Here is a 19621-nt window from a genome sequence, read left to right on the forward strand (position 1 = left end):
CAGCGCAGGGTCGGCCCATGATGGCCGACAGCGTGCCGATCACCCCACGATCGGTGACCAGTGGGGTGGGTGGTGCAGGAGGCACGTGCGACCCGCGGTCCCGCCGCCGGTGGGGCGGCGGGGTCGCTGCTAGGCCAGGACGGCGTCGGCCTGCTCGTGGGCCATGCTCAGCAGCTCGCGGGCGATCGTGGCGTCGCGCTCCTCGCGGAGGACGGCGATCTCCTCCTCGAGGCGGCGCACCTTGGCGCGCAGGGCGGCGTTCTCCTCGGCTACCCGAAGCTCGTGCGGAGCGACGATCGAACCGAACAGGGCCTTGGCCATGGCTCAGCGGCCTTTCACGTGCAGGAGTGGGTCCCTCGCACCGCCGGGGCGGTCTGCGCGGGTTGGTGCTCCCAGGGTGACAGCCGGTTCGACCTGGGTCAACGGCGGCGGTACCCCCAGCGGGTGTCGGGCGGATGTCGTCTTGGTCACCCGACGGTGAAGCCGGGCACCCCCTGCACCACGTCGTCGCGCTGCCGCACCCCGCCGACCGCACCCGGTGACCGCGGTCCGGAGAGTTCGGCCAGGACCGCCCGGACGTCGTCCGCCGGACCCTCGAGGACCACCTCGACCCGGCCGTCGGGCAGGTTGGTCGCCGACCCGGCGAGCCCGCGGGCGGTCGCCGCGCTGCGGACGAACCAGCGGTAGCCGACCCCCTGCACCTGACCCTCGACCAGGGCCACCACCCGGACGGCGCTCACGACCTGCGCGCCCGCGGGCGCGGCTGGCACTGCGGGCAGCTGTAGCTGGACCGGTTCATGAACTGCTCGCGGCGGACCGGCGTGCCGCACCGGGGGCACGGCCGGTCCAGCTGCCCGTAGACCGCCAGGTGCCGGGAGAAGTAGCCGCTCTGCCCGTTGACGTCGACGTAGAGCGAGTCGAAGGAGGTGCCGCCCTGCTCGAGGCTCTCCCCCAGCACGTCCCGGACGCCCTCGAGGAGGTCGGCGACCTGGGCGCGGGTGAGCTTGTCGGTGGGCCGGGCGCCGTGCAGCCGGGCGCGCCACAGCGACTCGTCGGCGTAGATGTTGCCGACGCCGCCGATCAGCGTCTGGTCCAGCAGCGCGCGCTTGACCTCGGTGTGCCGTCGGCGGAGCGCGGCGCTGAAGGCGTCGACGTCGAAGGCGTCGTCCAGCGGGTCGATGGCGATGTGCGCCAGCCGCGGCGGGACGTCGGCGGGGCCGGTGCCCGCGCCGTCCTCCACCGCCAGCCCGCCGAAGGTGCGCTGGTCGACGAAGCGCAGCTCGCGACCGCCGTCGGTGAACCGGAACCGGGCGCGCAGGTGCACCTCGTCGGCCTCCTCGGGCTTCTCCACGAGCAGCTGCCCGCTCATGCCGAGGTGGGCGACCAGCGCCTGACCGGTGGGGGTGCCGTCGGACTCGGCGACGGGCAACCACAGGTACTTGCCGCGCCGGTGGGCGGCGGTGAGCGTGCGGCCGGTCAGCGCGGCGACGAAGTGCTCGGCCCCCTCGAGGTGCCGGCGGACCGCCCGCGGGTGGTGCACCTCGACCTCGGCGATGGTCCGGCCGGTGACCCAGCGGTCCAGGCCGCGCCGGACGACCTCGACCTCGGGCAGCTCGGGCACGTCAGCCGCCCGCAGGCCCGCCGTCGGTCGCCGACGTGAGCGAGCGCCACGCCACCTCGGCGGCCTCCTGCTCGGCGGCCTTCTTGGTCCGCCCGGTGCCCTTGCCGCGGATCTGGCCGGCCAGCGACACGACGGCGGTGAAGGTCTTGGCGTGGTCGGGACCGGTGTCCTCGACGTCGTAGACCGGGGCGCCCAGCCCCTGGCCGGCCCCGAGCTCCTGCAGGCTCGTCTTCCAGTCCAGCGCGGCACCGCGGGTGGCCGACTCGGCCAGCAGCGGGTCGAACAGCCGGTGCACGATCGCCGCGGCGGTGTCCAGCCCCTGCCCGAGGTGGATGGCGCCGATCAGCGCCTCCAGGGCGTCGGCGAGGATCGAGTCCTTCTCCCGGCCGCCGGTGGTCGTCTCGCCGCGGCCCAGCAGCAGGTGCGGGCCGATGCCGCCCTCGCCGAGCGCGCGGGAGACCCGGGCCAGGGAGTTCATGTTGACCACCGAGGCGCGCAGCTTGGCCAGCTGCCCCTCGGGCAGGTCGGGGTGGCTGCGGTAGAGCTCGTCGGTGACCACGAGCCCGAGGACCGAGTCGCCGAGGAACTCCAGGCGCTCGTTGGTGGGCAGGCCACCGTGCTCGTAGGCGTAGGACCGGTGGGTCAGCGCCAGCTCCAGCAGCTCCGCGGGCAGCTCGACGCCCAGGGCGTCGGTGAGCCAGCGGGCGGCGGCGTCGGTGTGCTCGCTCACGACGGGCGGACGACCGACGGCGTCCTCGGCCGCAGGCCCCCCGCTGGGGAGCCTGCCACCGAGGACGCCGGGGCGGAGATCGCGTGCGCCATGCCGCAGGTGCGCTGGGTCAGACCGCGAGGACCTGACGGCCGTCGTGCTGACCGCAGGTCGGGCAGGCGATGTGCGGGGGCTTGAGCTCGCCGCAGGCCTTGTTCGGGCAGGGGGCCAGGGTCGGGGCCGTGGCCTTCCACTGCGACCGGCGCGAGCGGGTGTTGCTGCGCGAGGTGCGCCGCTTCGGGACAGCCATGATCAGTTCTCCTCGGTGTCGGTGCTCCCGGAGCCCGGCTGGGCCCCGTCGGCGTCGTTCGCAGTGCTGTCGTTCAGGTCGGCGAAGCGCGCGGCCAGCCCGGCGAACCGGGGGTCGATCACCTCGTGCGAGTGGTCGGAGGGCAGGTCGTCCAGCCGCTCGCCGCAGTCGACGCACAGACCGGCGCAGTCCGGTGTGCAGGTCGGCGACAGCGGCAGGGTGAGGACGACGGTGTCCCGGACCAGCGGGGCCAGGTCGAGCGTGTCGCCCTCGATCCGGCGCACCTCGTCCTCGCCGCTGGTGGCCTCGGTGGTGCTGCCCTCGTAGGCGTAGAGCTCCTGGACGTCGAGCTCGAGGGTGTCCTCGACGGGGTCCAGGCACCGCGCGCACTGGCCGGTCACCGGGACGTCGACGGTGCCGCTGACCAGCACGCCCTCCATGACCGACTCGAGCCGCAGGTGCAGGTGGACCGGCGCGCCCTCGGGCACCCCGATCATCTCGACACCCCAGCCGGGCCGGGCGGGCAGCGTCTTCTCCCACTCGCGCATGGAGCCGGCGCGCCGGCCCAGCTCGCGGAGGTCGACCGTCCACGCCTTGGCAGCTGCCTTCTCCGCGGCCTTCTCGGCGACCGAGCGGGTCGCGGGGTCGGCGGCGGGGCGCTGCGCGTCCGTGGACGCGGCGCCGGGGAACGGTGCAGGGGAAGCAGACATGTCAGTACTCGTCGTCGTCGTTGGTGGGTTCGCCGGGAGCGCACGGGAGGGCAGCGGCCGGACGGAGGTCGAGCTTACCCGATCCCCCGCCGACGCCGTCCCGGCGTCACGGCGTGCGCAGGTCCGGGAGGGCCTGGCGCGGTGTGGTCAGGGCGTGCGCAGGTTGGTGCGCGCCTTCTCCACCGAACGCATCATGTGCGACAGCGTGTTCCCGAAGTCGGCGAGCCGGGTGTCGACGTAGTCGTCGACCTCGGCCCGCATCCGGGCGACCTCGGCCGCGGTCTGCGCGCCGAGCGCGTCGGCCCGGTCGACCGCCGTCCGGTACACCTCGGTCTCGGTGAGCAGCCGCTCGTGCTCGGCCTCGCCGGCGGCGACCAGCTCGTCCTGCTGGCGCTGGCCGTCGGCCAGCAGCTGCTCGCGCAGCCGGCGGGCCTCGGCGACCATCCGCTCGGCCTCCGCCTCGGCCTCGGCCAGCAGCTCGTCGGCCTCGGCCTGCGCCTGGGTGAGGATCTCGTCGCGCTGCCGGCGGGCGGTGCCGATCAGCTCCTCGCGCTGGCGCCGGGCGTTGGCCACGACCTGCTCGCTGTCGCTGCGGGTGCGCCCGGTCAGCCGCTCGGCCTCGGCCTGGGCCTGCTGGAGGATCTCGGTGCGCTGCTCGACGATGGCGCCGGCCTGCTGCACCTCCTCGGGGAGGGACTCCCGCAGCTCGTCGAGCAGGTCGAGCAGGTGGTCGCGCGGCACCATGCAGGAGCTGGACATCGGCACGCTGCGGGCGTTCTCGATCACCGTGGTGAGCTCGTCCACGGTCTCGTACAGCCGGTAGACCACCTCGGTCATGGCTGCTGCCTCTCCCTCGACTGCGCGACCAGCCGGTCGTTGACCGCCTTGGGCACCAGCGACGAGACGTCGCCGCCGAACCGGGCGATCTGCTTGACCAGGCTCGAGGAGAGGTGGCCGACCTGCGGCGCGGTCGGCACGAAGAGGGTCTCGACCCCGGCCAGCTCGCGGTTCATCTGGGCCATCTGCAGCTCGTACTCGAAGTCGCCGACCGCCCGCAGGCCCTTGACGATCACCGGGATGCCCCGGTCGCGGCAGTAGTGGACGAGCAGGCCCTCGAAGCTGTCCACGGTGACGTTGGGCAGGTCGACGACCGCCTCGCGGAGCAGGGCCATCCGCTCCGCGACGTCGAACAGGCCGGCCTTGCCGGGGTTGACCAGCACCGCGACGACCAGCTCGTCGTAGAGGGCAGCGGCGCGCGCGATCACGTCGACATGGCCGTTGGTGACCGGGTCGAACGAACCGGGACAGACCGCTCGCCTCACGACAACCGACCGTACCGGAGCACCGCCTCCCCGTACCGCCGATCGCGGACTCCGATCAGCGGTGTCGGCCACTCCCACGGCTGCTCGCGGCTGGAGCGCTCCACGACGACCACGGCGTCCGGGGCCAGCCAGCCGTTCCCGACGAGCCCGCCCAGCACGCCGAGCACCTCGGCCACCGGGGCCGCGTAGGGCGGGTCGGCGAACACCAGGTCGAAGCCGGCCGTCGCCGGACCGGCCACGACCGCGGGGACGCTCGCGGGCAGCACCACCGCCCCGCGCACCCCCACCGCGGCGATGTTGTCCCGCAGCACCGGCAGCACGCCGCCGCCGTTCTCCACGAAGACCGCCTCGGCCGCGCCGCGGGACAGCGCCTCGAGCCCGAGGGCCCCGGACCCGGCGTACAGGTCGAGCACCCGGGCACCGTCGAGGTCCAGCAGCGAGCCCAGCGAGTTGAACAGGCCCTCGCGCGCCCGGTCCCCGGTCGGCCGCACCCCCGCGCGCGGCACCTTCAACCGCCGCCCCCCAGCGGTTCCGGAGATGATGCGGGTCACGCCCCCGGCCCCCTGCAGGGTCCCGCCGCGAGCGTGCGAGTGGTGGGGGGCAGGGGGTCCTTCATGCTTTCTCCAAGTAGTCGGCGCGCTCGTCCATCGCCAGCGCGGCGACCGCGGCGGCCAGCTCGGGGTGGTCGGCGAGGCCGCCGCCGTTCTCCACCAGGGCGGTCGCCTCGGCCCGCGCCTCGGCGATCAACGTCTCGTCGTCGAGCAGCGAGAGGAGCTTCACGTTCGAGCGGCGGCCGGACTGCGCGGCGCCGAGCACGTCGCCCTCGCGCCGGGTCTCCAGGTCCAGCCGGGCCAGCTCGAACCCGTCGGTGGTGGCGGCGACCGCGGCCAGCCGCTGCCCGGTCGCCGACGAGCTGGACGCCTCGCTGACCAGCAGGCACAGCCCGGCGTGCTTGCCCCGGGCGACCCGGCCGCGCAGCTGGTGCAGCTGGCTGACGCCGAACCGGTCGGCGTCCATCACCACCATCACCGTGGCGTTGGGCACGTCGACACCCACCTCGACCACGGTGGTGGCGACCAGCACGTCGACCTCGCCGGCGGCGAAGGCCCGCATCCGGGCCTCCTTCTCCTCCGGGGGCATCCGGCCGTGCAGCACCTCGACCCGCAGCGCCGACAGCGGCCCCGAGCGCAGGCCTTCCGCGACGTCCAGCACGGCCAGCGGCGGGCGCCGGTCGCTGGTGCCGGCGTCGTCCGGTGGGGCGCCGTCGGCGTCGTCCGGCCCGTCGTCGTCCTTCGCCGACTCCTCCAGGTCACCGATCCGCGGGCAGACGACGTAGGCCTGCCGCCCGGCCGCGACCTCCTCCCGCACTCGGGCCCAGGCCCGTTCCAGCCAGGCCGGCTTGTCCCGCACCGGGACGACGGAGCTGGACACGCCGCCCCGGCCGGCGGGCAGCTGGCGCAGCGTGGAGGTCTCGAGGTCCCCGTAGACGGTCATCGCCACGGTGCGCGGGATCGGCGTGGCCGTCATCACCAGCACGTGCGGCGGGCGGGTGCCCTTGGCGCGCAGCGCGTCGCGCTGCTCGACGCCGAAGCGGTGCTGCTCGTCGACGACGACCAGACCGAGGTCGGCGAACTCGACGCCCTCCTGCAGCAGCGCGTGCGTGCCGACGACGATGCCGGCGCTGCCGTCGGCGACCGCGGCCCGCGCCTCCCGGCGGACGGCGGCCTTCTGCGACCCGGTGAGCAGCACCACCCGGGTGCCGGCCGGGTCGCCGTCCAGCTCCCCGGCCCGGGCCAGCGGGCCCAGGATCGCCGACAGGCTGCGGGCGTGCTGGGCGGCGAGCACCTCGGTGGGCGCCAGCAGCGCCGCCTGCCCGCCGGCGTCGACCACCTGGGCCATGGCGCGCAGCGCGACGACGGTCTTGCCCGAGCCGACCTCGCCCTGCAGCAGCCGGTTCATCGGCTGCACCCGGGCCAGCTCGGCGGCCAGCTCCTCGCCGACCTCCCGCTGCCCCTCGGTGAGGGAGAACGGCAGCGCGGCGTCGACGGCATCGAGCAGCCCGCCGCTGCGCCGCGGCCGCTCGATGCCGGGCTCCAGCGCGGCAGCGCGCCGCCGGGCGGCCAGCGTGCACTGCAGCACCAGCGCCTCGTCCCACTTCAGCCGCTCGTCGGCGAACTCGACCTGGGCCAGCGACTCGGGCCGGTGCTTGTAGACCAGCGCCGTGGCCAGCGACGGCAGGCCGTGCCGGTCGCGCACCGCCGCGGGGATGGGGTCGTCGAGCAGGGCCTCCAGCGAGTGCCGGTCGTCCAGCAGCATCTTCACCGACTTCTGGATCACCCAGCTGGAGACGTCCTTGCTGGCCGGGTAGAGCGGCACCAGGGCGCGGGCCCAGTCGTCGTCGTCCCCGGTGATGATGTGGCAGTCGGGGTGGCTGAACTGCTTGTCGCCCCGCCAGAGGCCCACGGTGCCGGCGAACAGACCCCATTCCCCGACGTCCAGGTGGGCGTGCCGGTTGTTGAAGAAGACCAGCCGCATGCTGCCGGCGCCGTCGCCCACGGTGACCTCGGTGAGCGTCCCGCGGCGCTGCTGCATCCGGCGGGTGCTGACGCTCTTGACCTGGGCCAGCACCGTCACCCGGTCGCCGACCTGCAGGTCGTCGAGCCGGGACATCTCACCGCGCCGGGCGTAGCGGCGCGGGTAGTGCCGGAGCAGGTCGCGCACGGTGCGCAGCTGCAGCTGGTCGGCCATGACCTTCGACGTCTTCGGGCCGAGCACCCGGGACAGGTCGGTGTCCATCGACATCGCCACGGCTACTCCACCCCCACCAGCAGCGGCACCGCCCCGGCGCCGCCGGCGTACCGGACCACCTCGACCGTGGGGTGCACCGCCGCCAGGTGGGCGCCCACGGTGTCGCCGAGGGCGGCGTCGGCCCCCACGACCAGCGTCGCCATCTCCCCGCCGGCGGACAGCAGGCGGTCGAGCAGGTCGCGGGCCACCGTGGCGGCGTCGGCGCCGATCACGACGACGTCGCCCTCCGCGCTGCCCAGCACGTCACCGGGGCGGCAGCGCCCGGCCGAGGTGAGCGCCTCCTGGTCGGCGACCACCACCTCGGCCCAGCGGGTCGCCGCGGCGGCCTCGGCCAGCGCGACGACGTCGTCCCCTAAGCGGCGGGCCGGGTCGGCGACGGCGAGGGCGGCCAGGCCCTGCACGGGCGACCGGGTGGGGACGACGACCACGTCGCGGCCCTCGGCGCGGGCACGCTCGGCCGCCCGGCCGGCCGGCCCGATGGCCCCGGCGGCGTTGGGCAGCACCACGACCTGCTCGGCGCCGGTGCCGAGGACCGCGCGCAGCACGTCGTCCTCCGCGACGGCGTCGGCCGGCGCGGTGAGCACGGTGACGCCCTCCGCCGCGAACAGCTCGGCCAGCCCCGCCGCGCAGGCCAGCGCGACGACCGCCCGGACGCCCGGGGCCGCGGCCGGCGGGCGCACCGGTGCCAGCGGGGTGACCGAGATGCGGTGCGGGCGGCCGGCCTCGATGCCGGCCTCGATCGCCGCGCCGACGTCGGAGACGTGCACGTGCACGTTCCACTCGCGGCCCGCCGGGGTGTCGACGCCGACCACGACCAGGCAGTCGCCGAGCTCGGCGAGCCGGGCCTGCAGCCGCGCGACGGCGTCCGGGTCGGAGTCGGCGAGCAGGAACTGCACCTCGCTGCCCGGTCCGGGCGCCGGCGGCCCGGGCACCGGGGCCGAGGGGCGCCGGGGGCGGGCGGGCCGGCCGCCCAGCGGGGGGCGGGCCGGCGCGACCCCGGTCACCGTGCCGACGAGCGCGTCCAGCACCAGGCACCAGCCCGCTCCCCCGGCGTCGACGACCCCGGCCTCCTTGAGCGCGGCCAGCTGACCGGTGGTGGCCTGCAGCGCGGTGAGCGCGCCGTCGGCCGCGGCCCGGACGACGTCGGCCAGCCCGGTCCGCCCCTCGACGACGGCGGCGGCCGCGGCCTCGGCCCCCGACCGGGCCACGGTGAGGAAGGTGCCCTCCTCGGGGTCGGCGACGGCGCCGTACGCGCTCTGCGAGGCGCTGGTGAGCGCCGTCGCGAGGAGCTCGCCGTCGACCTCGGGGCGGTCGGCGAGGGCGTCGGCGAGACCGCGCAGCAGCTGGGCGAGGATCGCCCCGGAGTTGCCGCGGGCACCGAGCACGGCGCCGCGGGCCAGCACCGCCCACGGCGACTCGGGCCGGCGGCCGCCGTCGTCCCGGGCGGCCTGCAGGGCGGCGTCGAGGGCCGCGTGCCCGGCCTCGGCGGTGAGCAGCAGGTTCGTGCCGGTGTCGCCGTCGGGCACCGGGAAGACGTTGAGCTCGTCGAGCCGGCCGCGGGCCGCGCCGAGGACGTCGACGACGGCACGACTCCACCGGCCGACCGCGGCGTCGTCCAGCGCCCTCAGCACGCCCGGCAGGGTACCGGGGGCCGCCGACAGGACCGGTCCACGCGTGGTCGGCCGGGCTCCCGGGCCGGGGTGGGCCGACACCGACCCCGGCCACCGGTTACAGTGGTGCCCAGCGTGTGCGTGGCTGGTGTCTGCCCTCGGGCCTCCAGTGGCACCGCGACCTGACTTCAGTTGGACCAATTCTCTGGGAGTGATCGACCGTGGCTGCCGTGTGCGACGTGTGTGGCAAGGGCCCCGGTTTCGGCATGTCGGTGTCCCACTCGCACCGCCGTACGCCGCGCCGTTGGAACCCGAACATCCAGTCCGTCCGGGCTGCCGTCTCCGGTGGCGGGCGCAAGCGCGTCAACGCCTGCACCTCCTGCATCCGTGCAGGCAAGGTCGCCCGGGTCTAAGCGCCCAGCACGTCACGGAAGACCCCGGGAGGCCATCGGCCTCCCGGGGTCTTCCGTGTGCTCAGCCGCCGATGCCGCGGGCGTGGGCGGCGGTGACCACCAGGTCGACCACCGCGTCGTGCGGCAGGGCGGTGCTGTCCACCACCAGGTGGTAGTGCCGGGACTCGGCCGGGTCGCAGCGGTAGAAGTGCCGTACGTAGGCGACCCGGGCCCGGTCGGCCGCCTCCTGGTCCCGGCGCACCTCGTCCTCCGGCCGGCCCGAGTGCGCGACCGCGGCGGCCAGCCGCCGGTCCCGCGGCCCGTCCAGCCGCACGTGCAGCACGTCGGGCCGGTCCCGCAGCACCATCGCCGCCGCCCGGCCCAGCACCACCCCGCCGGGGCCCTCGACGATCTCGGTGAGCACCCGCTCGGTCTGCACCCGGTAGGCCCGCTCGTCGGGCAGGGCGGACGTCGGCAGCACGCCGCCCACCGGGTCGGGCATCGTGCCCAGCGAGCTCACCAGCCGCCACAGGCCGCGGGTGATGGTCTCGTCGTTGGCCTCGGCCTCTTCCACCGGGACCCCGAGCCGCCCGGCGACCTGCGCCGGGATCACCCGGTCGTGGAACGGCAGCCGCAGGCGCTCGGCGACGGCGGGGGCGATCTCGGCGCCGCCGGCCCCGAACGACGCCGACACGGTCACGACGCCCATGCGTCCTCCTCCTCAGCGGTCGCCGGCGCGGTGAGCTGCTTGCCCAGGAACACCGCGTCCGGCGAGTCCGCGTAGACCCCGTACCCGGCGACCGGCGAGTACCCCGCACGGTCGTAGAGCGCCAGCGCCTCGGGCTGCCGGTCGCCGGAGTTCAGCACCAGCTGCCGGTGCCCGGCCGCGGCGGCGGAGCGCTCCAGCTCGGCGAGGACCAGGGCCGCGATGCCGCGCCGACGGAACGCCGGCTCCACGTACATCCGCTTGACCTCCGCCACGCCGTCGCCGGAGGAGCGCCAGCCGCCGCAGCCGGCCGGCACCCCGTCGACCTCGGCGACCAGGAACAGCCCCAGCGGCGGGGAGAACTCCGCCGGGTCGACGACGGCGGCGTCCCGGCCGCCGTAGCGGACCACGTACTCCTGCTGCACCCGCTCGACGAGGTGCTGCGCGACCGGGTCGGCGTACCCCACGGCGCGGAGCCGGACCCGCCCCGGCTCAGCCGAAGTGGACATGCCCCGTCTCCTCCCCCAGCTCGGCCGCCACCTGCGCGGCGGGCACCCCGTCCACCCGGACCCCCGGTCCGTCCTCCGTCGGCTCGTGCACGACCCCGATCCTCGTCCACCCCTCGGGGAGCGCGACGTGGGGAGGGAAGGTGGCCACCAGGGCGTGGTCCTCCCCGCCGGTGAGGACCCAGCCGAGCGGGTCGCCGCCGAGCGCCGCGGCGACCTGCGGCAGCGGCCCGACCACGTAGGTCTCCCGCAGCACCGCACGGTCCAGGTCCAGCACGACGCCGCTGTCCGCGGCGAGGTGGCCGGCGTCGGCGAGCAGCCCGTCGCTGGTGTCGCACATGGCCGTCGCCCCGGCATCGGCGGCGGCCGGGCCGGCGGCGTACGGCGGTAGCGGACGGCGGTGGGCGCCCACCGCGGCGGCCGGTGCGGAGAAGCCCCGGCGCAGCACCGCCAGCCCGCAGGCCGACCAGCCGAGCCGGCCGGCCACCGCCACGACGTCCCCCGCCCGGGCACCCGACCGCAGGACCGGCGCCCGGCCACCGAGGTCCCCCAGCGCCGTCACGGACAGCACGACGGCCGAGGAGTCCGGCGCGCTCGCCGAGGTGTCGCCGCCGACGACCGCGGCGCCGAACGGGGCGCACTCCGCCGCCATGCCGACCGCCACGCCCTCCAGCCACGCTGCGGAGGTGTCCGCGGGGCAGGCCAGCCCGACGAGCAGCGCGGTGGGCACCGCGCCCATGGCGGCGACGTCGGCCAGGTTGGCGGCCGCGGCCTTGTGCCCGACGTCCTCGGCGGAGGACCAGTCGCGGCGGAAGTGCCGGCCCTCGACGAGGACGTCGGTGCAGGCCACCACCCTGCCGTCGGGCGTGCGCAGCACGGCCGCGTCGTCGCCGGGGCCGACGTCGGCCAGCGACGCGGTACCCGACCGGGCGACCACCCGGGCGATGAGCGGGAACTCCCCCACCGCCCCGACGGTGTCGCCCGGATCGGGCCGGGGCGTGAGCGGGCGGGACCGCGTCACGCGGCGTCCCGCGCGGCTCGGTAACGTTGCTGGTCGGTCCGCTGCTCAGCAGGCCTGCGCCCGAGGAAGGTCAACCCGTGGTCCACGCCTACATCCTGATCCAGACCGAAGTCGGCAAGGCAGCCGCGGTCGCCGCGAGCATCAGCGAGATCGCCGGCGTGACGAAGGCCGAGGACGTCACCGGTCCCTACGACGTGATCGTGCGGGCCGAGGCGAACACCGTCGACGAGCTCGGCCGGCTCGTCGTGGCCCGGGTGCAGTCGGTCGACGGCATCACCCGCACCCTGACCTGCCCCGTCGTCAACCTCTGAGCCGCTGAGCACGCCTGACCCCGCCGACCGGCTGCTGCGCCGGGCGGCGATGGCGACCCTCACCGTCCTGGTGGCGGTGGTGGCCGTCGTCCTGGTGCTGGTGAACCTGCAGCGCGACGACGAGGACGCCGACACCGGCTCGGCGGTCGCCGACGTCTCCGGCACGACGTCCGCACCGCGGGGCGACCTGCCCCCGGTGCAGGTCGACACCCCCGACGTCACCCCGGCCGCGGACCTGGCGTGCCCGGTGCTGATGGCCCAGCTGCCGCTGGAGCTGGCCGGGGAGACCTCCCGGCTGGTCGACTCCGACAGCCCCTACGCCTACGCCTGGGGGGACCCGGCGGTCGTGCTGGTGTGCGGCGTCGACCCGCCGGCCGGCTACGTGGTGGGCGCCTCGACGTTCGTGATCTCCGGCGTCGAGTGGTTCGTCGACGACTCCGACCCCGACGTCGTCGTCTGGACGACGGTCGACCGGAACGTGCCCGTCCAGGTGTCGGTGCCGACGAGCACCGACAGCGCCTCGGTGACCGCGCTCTGCCCGATCATCAGCACGGCGATCCCGTACGTCACCCCGACGCCCGGGGGTTAGCTCGCCGGCAGCCGGTCCAGCTGGGCCAGGGTGACCGCGACGAGCTCCGCCCAGGCGTCGGCCGGGGTCGCGGCCACCGCGGCGACCGACACGGTGAAGACGCCGGAGGCGCACCAGGCGAAGGCGGCCGGCCCGGCGAGGCCCTGCTTGCTCGCGGGCTCGTCGCGGGCCATGGTGACGCAGCCGGCCGGCAGGTCGTCCGGGGCGCTGTCGGTCAGCCCGCCGTAGTACTCCGCGTCGTTGCGCGCGAGGTCCTCCGCGTAGGACCCCGCGCCCCCGCCGTCCCGGAACTGATCGAGGAACACGCTGGTCAACGCGTTGTCCGCGCGCCAGAAGCGCTCCCAGCCACGCTGGTAGCCGTACTCGCCGAGCACCTCGCGCTGCCGCTGCGCGTCGTCGCCGTAGCCGGCGACGTCGTCGATCGTCTTGGCCCCCGCCGGCGGGTCGAGCTCGTCGTCGGGCACGAGCGGCAGCCCGGAGGGCACCGCGTCGACGAGCAGGGTCTCCAGCTCGGCGTCGTCGGTCGGGACGGCGGCGGAGGCCGCCGACGACGTCGACGGGGCGGCCGCGGGGGCCTCCGCGGACGAGCAGCCGGTGCACCACGGGGCGAGCAGCAGCAGCGGGGCCGCCACGGTCCGCAGCAGCCGGGAGGTCACCCGCCGTCCAGCCCGGCACTGGCCACCAGCCGGTCGACCAGCTCGGGGTAGCTGACGCCGGTGGCGGCCCACATCCGCGGGAACATCGAGATGGGCGTGAACCCGGGCATGGTGTTGACCTCGTTCACCACCCACCGGTCGGCCCCGGTCGCCGGGTCGGTGGAGAGGAAGAAGTCGACCCGGGCCAGCCCGCGGCAGTCCATCGCGAGGAAGGCCCGGCGGGAGATCTCCTGCACCGCGGCGGTCTGCTCGGCGGTCAGGTCGGCGGGTACGTCGAACTCGACGGCGTCGTCGAGGTACTTGGCGTCGAAGTCGTACCACTCGGTGCCGGGGCGCAGCCGGATCTCCGCGGGCAGGCTGGCCTCGGGGAGCCCACCGCCGGGCCGGGCCAGCACGCCGCACTCGATCTCGCGGCCGGGGACGCTGGCCTCCACGACCACCTTGCGGTCGACCGCGGCCGCGGTCGCCACCGCCGCGGGGAACTGCGCCCAGTCGGTGACCCGGGTGATCCCGATGCTGGACCCGGCCCGGGAGGGCTTGACGAAGACCGGCAGGCCCAGCCGCTCCCGCGCCGCCTCGTCGAGCACGTCCGGGTCGGGGCAGATCGCGCCGCTGGCGTCGCGGAGCACCACGTGGTCGCCCTGCGGGATCCCGGCGGCGGACAGCAGCTTCTTGGTGAACTCCTTGTCCATCGAGGCCGCGCTGGCGAACACCCCGGAGCCGACGTAGGGCAGCCCGGACATCTCCAGCAGCCCCTGGATCGTGCCGTCCTCGCCGTGGGCGCCGTGCAGCACCGGGAAGACGACGTCGACCTCGGTGAGCCGGCCGATGGCCTGACCGGGGTCGAGCACGGCCAGGCCCCGCCCGGCCGGGTCGCCGACCAGCGAGACGGCCGTGCCGTCGGTGACCTCGGGCAGCCGGCCGCCCTCGATGGCCAGCGCCCCGCCGTCGTGGAGCACCCACCCGCCCTCGCGGGTGATGCCCACCGGCACCACCTCGTAGCGCTCCGGGTCCAGCGCGGCGAGCACGCTCCCGGCCGACACGCAGGAGATCGCGTGCTCCGCGCTCCGCCCGCCGAAGACGACTGCCACCCTGGTCTTGCCCGCCTCGCCGGTCATCGCCGCCGACCCTAGCCGAGCGCCGCGAGGGCCGAGGTGAGGTCGGCGACGAGGTCGGCGGTGTCCTCGATCCCGCAGGAGAACCGGACGAACCCCGCCGGGACGGCGTCCCCGCCCCACTGGGCGCGCCGGTCGATCGTGGTGTGCACGCCACCGAAGCTGGTCGCGGCCAGCAGCAGCCGGCTGCCCGCGACCAGCCGCTGCACCGCCGCGGCGTCGGCGAGCTCGGCGGAGACGATGCCGTTCGGGCGGAGCATCTGGGTGGTCGCCAGCGCGTACGACGGGTCGCCCGGCCGCCACGGCCACCGGACACCGCTCACGGCGGGGTGGGCGGCGAGCAGCTCGGTGAGGGCGGCGGCGTTGGCGGCCTGGCGGGCCAGCCGCAGGTCCAGGGTGCTCATCGACCGGTGCGCCAGCCAGGCCTCGAACGGGCCGGGGGTGTTGCCGGTGGTCTTCCGCCAGGCCGCGATCCGGGTGCCCAGCTCGCGGCCGGTGTCGGTGCGGGCGCTGCTGACGTGCCCGAGCAGGACGTCGCTGTGCCCGGTGAGCGCCTTGGTGTCCGAGCCGATGGTGAGGTCGGCGCCCAGCGCCAGCGGCCGCTGGCCGATCGGCGAGGCAGTGGTGTTGTCCACCGCCAGCACCGCCCCGGCGGCGGCGGTGGCCCGGGCCACCGCGGCGATGTCGCAGACGTCGAGCTGCGGGTTGCTCGGGGTCTCCAGCAGCACCATCCGGACGCCGTCGAGGTCGCCGCGGGCGGCGACGTCCCCGATCTCCAGGGTCGGCACCAGGTCGACCCGCACGTCGAGGCGCTCGAGCTCGTCGCGAGCCAGCACCCGGGTGGCGTAGTAGCCGTCGGAGGGCAGCACCACCCGGTCGCCGGGGCGCACCAGGGCGAGCACGGCGGAGCTGATCGCGGCCATCCCGGTGGCGAAGGACAGGCAGTCACCGCCGTCGAGCTCGCCGACGGCCCGCTCGAAGACCCGCAGCGTCGGGTTGTCCGGCCGGGCGTACCCGTCGGCGCCCTGCCAGCCGGGCGGCTGGTCGCCGAGGTGGTACGGCGCGGCGAACACCGGGGAGGGGCGCAGCGGGGTGCCCGGCACCGCCGGGTCGTCACCGGCGTGGACCAGCCGGGTCCCGTCACCGAGCGGTGCGTCAGGGGTGCTCACGTGCGGTCCTCTCCCGGGAGGGCGGGCCGCTACTCGGGCTTCGCCTCGCGGGACATCATCTCGCGCACCATCTGGGCGGCCGACTCCCCCTCGTGGCAGACCCGGACGACGGCCTCGGTGATCGGCACGTCGACCCCGTGCGCCCGGGCCAGGTCCAGCACCGAGCGGCAGGTCTTGACCCCCTCGGCGGTCTGCTTGGTGATCTGCAGGACCTCGGCCACCGACATGCCCTGACCCAGGTGCTCGCCGAAGGTCCGGTTGCGCGACAGCGGGGAGGAGCAGGTGGCGACCAGGTCCCCGAGGCCGGCGAGGCCGGCGAACGTCGTCACGTCGGCGCCCAGCGCCATGCCCAGCCGGGCGGTCTCGGCGAGGCCGCGGGTGATCAGCGAGGCCCGGGTGTTGTCGCCGAAGCCCAGCCCGGTGGCGACCCCGCAGGCCAGCGCGATCACGTTCTTGACCGCGCCGCCGAGCTCGCAGCCGACCAGGTCGGGGTTGGTGTAGGGCCGGAAGTACGGGGTGCCGCAGGCCGCCTGCAGCAGCTCCGCGCGCTCGGTGTCCGAGCAGGCGATGACCGTCGCCGAGGGCTGCTCCTCGGCGATCTCCCGGGCCAGGTTCGGCCCGGACAGCGCGGCGACCCGGTCCGCGCCGGCGCCGGTCACCTCGCAGATCACCTCGCTCATCCGCTTGGTGGTACCGAGCTCGACGCCCTTCATCAGCGACAGCAGCGACGCCTCGGGCGGCAGCAGCGGCGTCCAGCCGGCCAGGTTGTCCCGCAGCGTCTGGCTGGGCACGGCGAGGACGACGACGTCCGCGCCGTCCAGCGCCTCGGCGGGGTCGACGGTGGCGCGCACGGCCGCGGGCAGCCGCACACCGGGCAGGTAGTCGGCGTTCTCCCGGGTGCGGGCGATCGTCTCGACCAGCTCGGGACGGCGGGCGTGCAGGGCCACCGAGCAACCGGCGTCGGCGAGCACCTTGGCGAAGGTCGTGCCCCAGGAGCCGGCGCCGAGCACCGCCGCGCGGGTCACGCCACCTCCCCGGGGAGCGCCGGGCGCACCGGCCGCGGGGCGAACCCGAGGGGCGGGCGTTCTTGGCGGAGCTCGCCGAGCTGGTCGCGGACCCGGGTCATCAGCAGGTCGGTCACCTCGTGGAGCAGCTCGGGGGTGAGCGGCTCGCCGGCGCGCACCCGGGCCCGCTGGGCGGCGAGGTCGACCGGCTCGCCGACCAGGTACTCCGCCGGCGTCCGCAGCCGCGGGTGCAGCCGCTTGGTGTGGTAGTCGTGCACCAGCTGCGGCCCCCACTGGGCGACCGGCACGACGACGGCGTCGGTGGTCAGCGCCAGCCGGGCCACCCCGGACCGGGCCTGCATCGGCCACCAGTCCGGGTCGCGGGTCACCGAGCCCTCCGGGTAGATGACGACCAGCTCGCCGGCGTCGAGCTCGGCCTTGGCCGCGTGCACCGAGGACATCGCGGCGCTGGTGCCCCGGGAGACCGGGATCTGCCCCGCGGCGCGCAGGATCGTGCCGGCCAGGCCGGTGAACACCGACTCCTTGGCCAGGAAGTGCGGCACCCGGCCGCTGTCCCAGACCAGCCGGGCGCAGGCGATCGGGTCGAGCACCGAGACGTGGTTGGCCACCAGCAGCACGCCGCCGGCGGGCGGGATGCGGTCGGCGTGCCGGTAGCGCATCCGGAACAGCAGCGAGGCCACCGGGTAGACGACCAGGACGCAGAACCGGAACGCCCAGCTGATCGGGCGGCGGGTGACCCGGCGCGGTGGGCGCGGGGTCAGCAGCTCCTGCGACACCTGGCACCTCCTCCCTCGTGCGGGTCCGCCGGCCCTGTCCTGGACGTCGGCGTGCGTGACCTCCCTCATGATCGTGCCCCCCGCGTGCGCGGCGCCCGCACCTGGCCCCGTGCGGTCGTCGCGGGGCAGCAGCAGTGGGCTCACCCGCCGACCTGCGCCGCCCGCCGGCTGCGGAAGACCTCCAGCGGCCACGAGGAGATCCCGCCGGCCCGCACCCGGTCGACCGCGCCGTCGGCGGCCCACTCGTACTCCACCGTCTCCCCGGGCGAGCCGAACCCGGCCACGGTCTCCAGCCGCAGGGTGCCCGGGCCCTCCACGGTCAGCTCGGCGCGCTCCTCGGCGGGCTCCGGCGCGCTCGGGTGCAGCAGCACCAGCCGGCCGCCCAGCAGCGCCACGTCGGTGACCCCCCACAGGTTGGCGAACCGGCCGGTGTAGCGCGCCAGCTCGGCCGCGGGCGGCTGCTCGACGCCCTCCGGGGCGGCCAGCGCCAGGTCCAGCAGCGCGAACAGCCCGCGGGCCAGCGCGTCGGCCGGGCCGTCGACGGCGTTGGTCAGCACGCTGACCACCACCTGGCCCGCCGGGTCGATCCAGGTGCGGGTGATGTGCCCCGGGTAGCCGCCGCTGTGCCCGACGAGCTCCCGCTCGCCCTGGGTGCGCAGGTCCATCCCCAGCCCGTAGTACCGGGGGTCGCCGCCGTGCGCCCGGATCTCGGACTCCCGGCGGCGCATCAGCCGCTTGCTGCCCTCGGTGAGCAGCGCCGGGTCGCCGTCGAAGTGCGCGGCGCCGAAGGTGGTCAGGTCGCGCGCGGTGGACCAGAAGCCGGTCGCCGAGGCCATCGCCCGGGTGTCGACGTGCGGGATCGTCGTGCGCTCGTCCTCGCCGTCCAGCAGGCCGGTGTGCCCGGCGGCGTACTCCGCCGCCCGGGCCGGGTCCCACTCCGGTCCGGTGTCGGTCAGCCCGAGCCGGTCGACGACCGCGGCCTGCACGTGCGCGGCGTAGCCCGTGCCGGTGACCGCCTCGACCGCCAGCCCGAGCAGCGAGTAGCCGATGTTGGAGTACTTGAAGTGCTCGTTGCGGTCGAGGACCGGCCCCTCGTCGGCGGCGATGCGCAGCAGCAGCTCCTCGTCGGGGAAGGGCTGCAGCAGCTGCCAGTGGTCGTTGTCCCGGCCGTCCCGGACCACCCCGCCCTGGTGGCCGAGCAGCTCCCGCACGGTCACCCCGGCCAGGCCGGTGCCGGCGAGCGCGGGCACGTGCGCGGCGATCGGGTCGTCGAGCCGGAGCCGGCCGGCCTCGACCAGCTGCAGGACGGCGGTGGCGGTGAACGTCTTGGAGTGCGAGGCGATCCGGAACAGGTGGCCCGGCGTCAGCGGCGCGCCGGTGCCCAGGTCGGCGACGCCCAGCGCGGTGTCCAGCACCAGCCGGTCCCCCACCCGGACGGCGGCCTGCACCCCCGGGACCCGCAGCCGGCGGCGCTGGTGCTCCAGCCACGACTCCAGGTAGGGCGCGGCGGCCGCGGCCACCTCGGCGGTGCGGGCGGGGTCGGGCTGCATGCTGGGGTGCTCCTCGCGGGACGGGTCGGCGGTGTGCTGAGCTTGTCAGGTGCAACGGTGGTCGGTCGTCGTCCCGGCCAAGCGGCTGGCCGCGGCCAAGACCCGGCTGACCCCGCTGACCGCGACGCTCGGCGAGGCGCTCCCGGCCGGGCACCGGGACCTGGTCCTGGCGCTGCTGGCCGACACGGTCGCCGCGGCGCTGGCCAGCCCGGCGGTCGGCGGCGTCCTGGTGGTCACCGACGAGCCGCAGGCCGCGGCCGTGGTCACCGCGCTCGGCGCGCGCACCGTCGGGGACGAGCCGGACGCGGGCCTCAACGCGGCGCTCGTGCACGGCGCGCGGCAGGCCCGCGCCGCGGCCGGCGGCCCGGTCGCGGCGCTCTCCTCCGACCTGCCGGCCCTCCGCCCGGCCGAGCTGACCGCGGCCCTGCAGGCCGCCGGCGCGGTGCCCCGCGCCTTCGTCGCCGACGAGCTGGGCAGCGGGACGACGCTGCTGGCCGCCCGGGACGGCGAGCTGGACCCGCGCTTCGGCCGGGGGTCGGCCGCCGCGCACGCCGCCGCCGGGGCGGTGCCGCTGGCCGGCGACTGGCCGGGCCTGCGCCAGGACGTGGACACCCCGGCGGACCTGCAGGCGGCCTGCCGGCTCGGGGCCGGCCCGCGGACCACCGCGTTCCTCCGGTCTACCGCCGAGTCCATCTCCTGGACACCTCCGTGAGGC

At 76.0% G+C, this 19621-nt stretch carries 24 protein-coding genes; 4 read left to right on the plus strand and 20 right to left on the minus strand.

Annotated elements, in window-relative coordinates:
- Nucleotides 1-129: 129 nt before the first annotated feature.
- The 11 genes from MODMU_RS20930 to MODMU_RS20980 form a co-directional block, all read right to left on the minus strand.
- Nucleotides 130-321: a hypothetical protein gene (locus MODMU_RS20930; protein ID WP_014742383.1), complete on the minus strand. Its 192-nt coding sequence runs from the start codon at nt 319-321 to the stop codon at nt 130-132.
- Between the two features lie 146 nt (nt 322-467).
- Nucleotides 468-740 (minus strand): acylphosphatase, encoded by a 273-nt coding sequence (locus MODMU_RS20935; RefSeq protein ID WP_014742384.1) that lies wholly within the window; start codon nt 738-740, stop codon nt 468-470.
- Nucleotides 737-1621, minus strand: a complete 885-nt coding sequence (gene mutM, locus MODMU_RS20940) for a bifunctional DNA-formamidopyrimidine glycosylase/DNA-(apurinic or apyrimidinic site) lyase (protein WP_014742385.1) — start codon at nt 1619-1621, stop codon at nt 737-739. Before mutM ends, MODMU_RS20935 begins: the two co-directional genes overlap by 4 nt.
- A gap of 1 nt (nt 1622) precedes the next feature.
- Nucleotides 1623-2351, minus strand: a complete 729-nt coding sequence (gene rnc / locus MODMU_RS20945) for a ribonuclease III (RefSeq protein ID WP_014742386.1) — start codon at nt 2349-2351, stop codon at nt 1623-1625.
- Nucleotides 2352-2460: 109 nt separating this feature from the next.
- Nucleotides 2461-2640 carry a 50S ribosomal protein L32 gene (gene rpmF / locus MODMU_RS20950; RefSeq protein WP_014742387.1) on the minus strand — a complete coding sequence of 60 codons (180 nt, stop codon included), beginning with the start codon at nt 2638-2640 and terminating at the stop codon, nt 2461-2463.
- Between the two features lie 2 nt (nt 2641-2642).
- A complete protein-coding gene (locus tag MODMU_RS20955; protein WP_014742388.1) occupies nt 2643-3350 on the minus strand; it encodes a YceD family protein in 708 nt (235 codons plus the stop codon).
- A 147-nt stretch (nt 3351-3497) separates the two neighbouring features.
- A complete protein-coding gene (locus MODMU_RS20960; RefSeq protein WP_014742389.1) occupies nt 3498-4187 on the minus strand; it encodes a hypothetical protein in 690 nt (229 codons plus the stop codon).
- Nucleotides 4184-4672 (minus strand): pantetheine-phosphate adenylyltransferase, encoded by a 489-nt coding sequence (coaD, locus tag MODMU_RS20965; RefSeq protein ID WP_014742390.1) that lies wholly within the window; start codon nt 4670-4672, stop codon nt 4184-4186. The genes MODMU_RS20960 and coaD overlap by 4 nt, the downstream gene beginning before the upstream one ends.
- Nucleotides 4669-5223: a 16S rRNA (guanine(966)-N(2))-methyltransferase RsmD gene (gene rsmD, locus MODMU_RS20970; protein WP_041795502.1), complete on the minus strand. Its 555-nt coding sequence runs from the start codon at nt 5221-5223 to the stop codon at nt 4669-4671. The genes coaD and rsmD overlap by 4 nt, the downstream gene beginning before the upstream one ends.
- A gap of 61 nt (nt 5224-5284) precedes the next feature.
- The gene (gene recG / locus MODMU_RS20975; protein WP_041797361.1) at nt 5285-7474 is read right to left on the minus strand and encodes an ATP-dependent DNA helicase RecG; all 2190 of its coding nucleotides are present in this window, start codon (nt 7472-7474) and stop codon (nt 5285-5287) included.
- A gap of 8 nt (nt 7475-7482) precedes the next feature.
- The gene (locus tag MODMU_RS20980) at nt 7483-9111 is read right to left on the minus strand and encodes a DAK2 domain-containing protein (protein WP_041795504.1); all 1629 of its coding nucleotides are present in this window, start codon (nt 9109-9111) and stop codon (nt 7483-7485) included.
- Nucleotides 9112-9320: 209 nt separating this feature from the next.
- Here MODMU_RS20980 and rpmB point away from each other — a divergent pair, with 209 nt between their 5' ends.
- Entirely contained in the window at nt 9321-9503 is a 183-nt protein-coding gene (gene rpmB, locus MODMU_RS27950; RefSeq protein WP_430699173.1) for a 50S ribosomal protein L28, read from the plus strand.
- 61 nt (nt 9504-9564) lie between these two features.
- On the opposite strand, the gene MODMU_RS20985 is transcribed toward rpmB, so the two are convergent.
- The 3 genes from MODMU_RS20985 to MODMU_RS20995 are packed head-to-tail and all read right to left on the minus strand — an operon-like array spanning nt 9565 to nt 11715.
- Complete coding sequence (locus MODMU_RS20985) at nt 9565-10191, minus strand: cytidylate kinase-like family protein (protein ID WP_041795505.1); 627 nt, start codon at nt 10189-10191, stop codon at nt 9565-9567.
- Nucleotides 10179-10697, minus strand: coding sequence for a GNAT family N-acetyltransferase (locus MODMU_RS20990; protein WP_014742396.1), 519 nt, complete (start codon nt 10695-10697; stop codon nt 10179-10181). Before MODMU_RS20990 ends, MODMU_RS20985 begins: the two co-directional genes overlap by 13 nt.
- Nucleotides 10681-11715, minus strand: a complete 1035-nt coding sequence (locus MODMU_RS20995; protein ID WP_051144050.1) for a thiamine-phosphate kinase — start codon at nt 11713-11715, stop codon at nt 10681-10683. Before MODMU_RS20995 ends, MODMU_RS20990 begins: the two co-directional genes overlap by 17 nt.
- Nucleotides 11716-11792: 77 nt before the next feature.
- Here MODMU_RS20995 and MODMU_RS21000 point away from each other — a divergent pair, with 77 nt between their 5' ends.
- Both MODMU_RS21000 and MODMU_RS21005 read left to right on the plus strand, forming a co-directional pair.
- A complete protein-coding gene (locus MODMU_RS21000; protein ID WP_014742398.1) occupies nt 11793-12026 on the plus strand; it encodes an Lrp/AsnC ligand binding domain-containing protein in 234 nt (77 codons plus the stop codon).
- A 49-nt stretch (nt 12027-12075) separates the two neighbouring features.
- Complete coding sequence (locus MODMU_RS21005) at nt 12076-12615, plus strand: DUF3515 domain-containing protein (RefSeq protein WP_014742399.1); 540 nt, start codon at nt 12076-12078, stop codon at nt 12613-12615.
- Here the strand turns inward: MODMU_RS21005 and MODMU_RS21010 are convergent.
- From MODMU_RS21010 to MODMU_RS21035, 6 genes are all read right to left on the minus strand, one after another.
- Nucleotides 12612-13271: a hypothetical protein gene (locus MODMU_RS21010; protein WP_014742400.1), complete on the minus strand. Its 660-nt coding sequence runs from the start codon at nt 13269-13271 to the stop codon at nt 12612-12614. The genes MODMU_RS21005 and MODMU_RS21010 overlap by 4 nt on opposite strands.
- A complete protein-coding gene (locus tag MODMU_RS21015) occupies nt 13268-14389 on the minus strand; it encodes a D-alanine--D-alanine ligase family protein (RefSeq protein WP_014742401.1) in 1122 nt (373 codons plus the stop codon). Before MODMU_RS21015 ends, MODMU_RS21010 begins: the two co-directional genes overlap by 4 nt.
- Nucleotides 14390-14400: 11 nt before the next feature.
- Nucleotides 14401-15555: a cystathionine gamma-lyase gene (locus MODMU_RS21020; RefSeq protein WP_014742402.1), complete on the minus strand. Its 1155-nt coding sequence runs from the start codon at nt 15553-15555 to the stop codon at nt 14401-14403.
- A 29-nt stretch (nt 15556-15584) separates the two neighbouring features.
- A complete protein-coding gene (locus MODMU_RS21025; RefSeq protein ID WP_014742403.1) occupies nt 15585-16580 on the minus strand; it encodes an NAD(P)H-dependent glycerol-3-phosphate dehydrogenase in 996 nt (331 codons plus the stop codon).
- Entirely contained in the window at nt 16577-17356 is a 780-nt protein-coding gene (locus MODMU_RS21030) for a lysophospholipid acyltransferase family protein (protein ID WP_014742404.1), read from the minus strand. Before MODMU_RS21030 ends, MODMU_RS21025 begins: the two co-directional genes overlap by 4 nt.
- 140 nt (nt 17357-17496) lie before the next feature.
- Nucleotides 17497-18906, minus strand: a complete 1410-nt coding sequence (locus MODMU_RS21035) for a serine hydrolase domain-containing protein (protein WP_014742405.1) — start codon at nt 18904-18906, stop codon at nt 17497-17499.
- Nucleotides 18907-18955: 49 nt separating this feature from the next.
- Here MODMU_RS21035 and cofC point away from each other — a divergent pair, with 49 nt between their 5' ends.
- Nucleotides 18956-19618, plus strand: coding sequence for a 2-phospho-L-lactate guanylyltransferase (gene cofC / locus MODMU_RS21040; RefSeq protein WP_014742406.1), 663 nt, complete (start codon nt 18956-18958; stop codon nt 19616-19618).
- Nucleotides 19619-19621: the final 3 nt, after the last annotated feature.

Source organism: Modestobacter italicus (assembly GCF_000306785.1).
In the GTDB taxonomy this organism is placed as follows: Bacteria; Actinomycetota; Actinomycetes; order Mycobacteriales; family Geodermatophilaceae; genus Modestobacter; species Modestobacter italicus.